The sequence below is a fragment of the Arthrobacter sp. MYb221 genome, from assembly GCF_002979835.1.
Taxonomy (GTDB): domain Bacteria; phylum Actinomycetota; class Actinomycetes; order Actinomycetales; family Micrococcaceae; genus Glutamicibacter.
The window spans coordinates 1-1,064 of sequence record NZ_PCPW01000044.1 but is presented as its reverse complement, the minus strand read 5'-3'; the positions used below and the strand labels follow the sequence as shown (position 1 = coordinate 1,064).

Annotated in this window: 1 protein-coding gene; it reads left to right on the top strand. The window is 57.8% G+C overall.

The features are described 5' to 3' along the window. Positions 1-674 (top strand): hypothetical protein (locus tag CQ015_RS19100; protein ID WP_181150471.1); only part of this gene is annotated, 674 nt, incomplete at its 5' end. Between the last annotated feature and the right edge of the window lie 390 nt (positions 675-1,064).

The window sequence follows — 1,064 nt, the reverse complement described above, 5'->3', positions numbered from 1 at the left end:
CCACCACGGTTATCATCGCGGGCACCACGGAATCCGCCTTCGCGGTTATCATCACGCTTGAAACCACCGCGGTTATCGTCACGGGCACCACGGAATCCGCCTTCGCGGTTATCATCACGCTTGAAACCACCGCGGTTATCGTCACGGGCGCCACGGAATCCGCCTTCGCGGTTATCATCACGCTTGAAACCACCACGGTTGTCGTCACGCTTGAAACCACCACGATTGTCGTCACGCTTGAAACCACCACGGTTATCATCGCGGGCACCACGGAATCCGCCTTCGCGGTTGTCATCACGCTTGAAACCACCACGGTTATCATCGCGCTTGAAACCACCACCACGGCTGTCATCGCGGGCGCCACGGAATCCGCCTTCGCGGTTGTCATCACGCTTGAAGCCGCCACCGCGGTTATCGTCACGCTTGAAACCACCACGGTTATCATCGCGGGCGCCACGGAATCCGCCTTCGCGGTTGTCATCACGCTTGAAGCCGCCACCGCGGTTATCGTCACGCTTGAAACCACCACGGTTATCATCGCGGGCGCCACGGAATCCGCCTTCGCGGTTGTCATCACGCTTGAAGCCGCCACCGCGGTTGTCGTCGCGTTTGAAGCCGCTGCCGCGGTTGTCGTCATTGCGCTTGAAGCCATCGCGCGAATTGTTGCGGTTTGATTCTGAGTTCCGGAAGTCGCCCTGTCCGCGTTCGGAACTACGGCGGAATTCGTTAGACATGTAATGTCCCCTTCAGCGGCTATCTCAAAACCGCAACCTTCGTGATCGCATTTGCGATGCACTTCACTATTTACTATTCACCATGCCGTCCGGCATGTACATCTCTATCAAGTCTACGGGAGCCAGATGCCCATACCATAAGAATCTGGGGCAATGTGGGCAGACACTCAGTATGGACTATGGCTCCTCGCCGGTTAAAGCACGAAAAGGCCCCACCGCCAGGCAGAACCACACACCCCCGTACCCCCACACACCCCGCGGGTTAAACAGGTGAGGCCCCCACACCAACAGGTGCAAGGGCCTCAAACCATCATACTAAGTTAAGTCCGG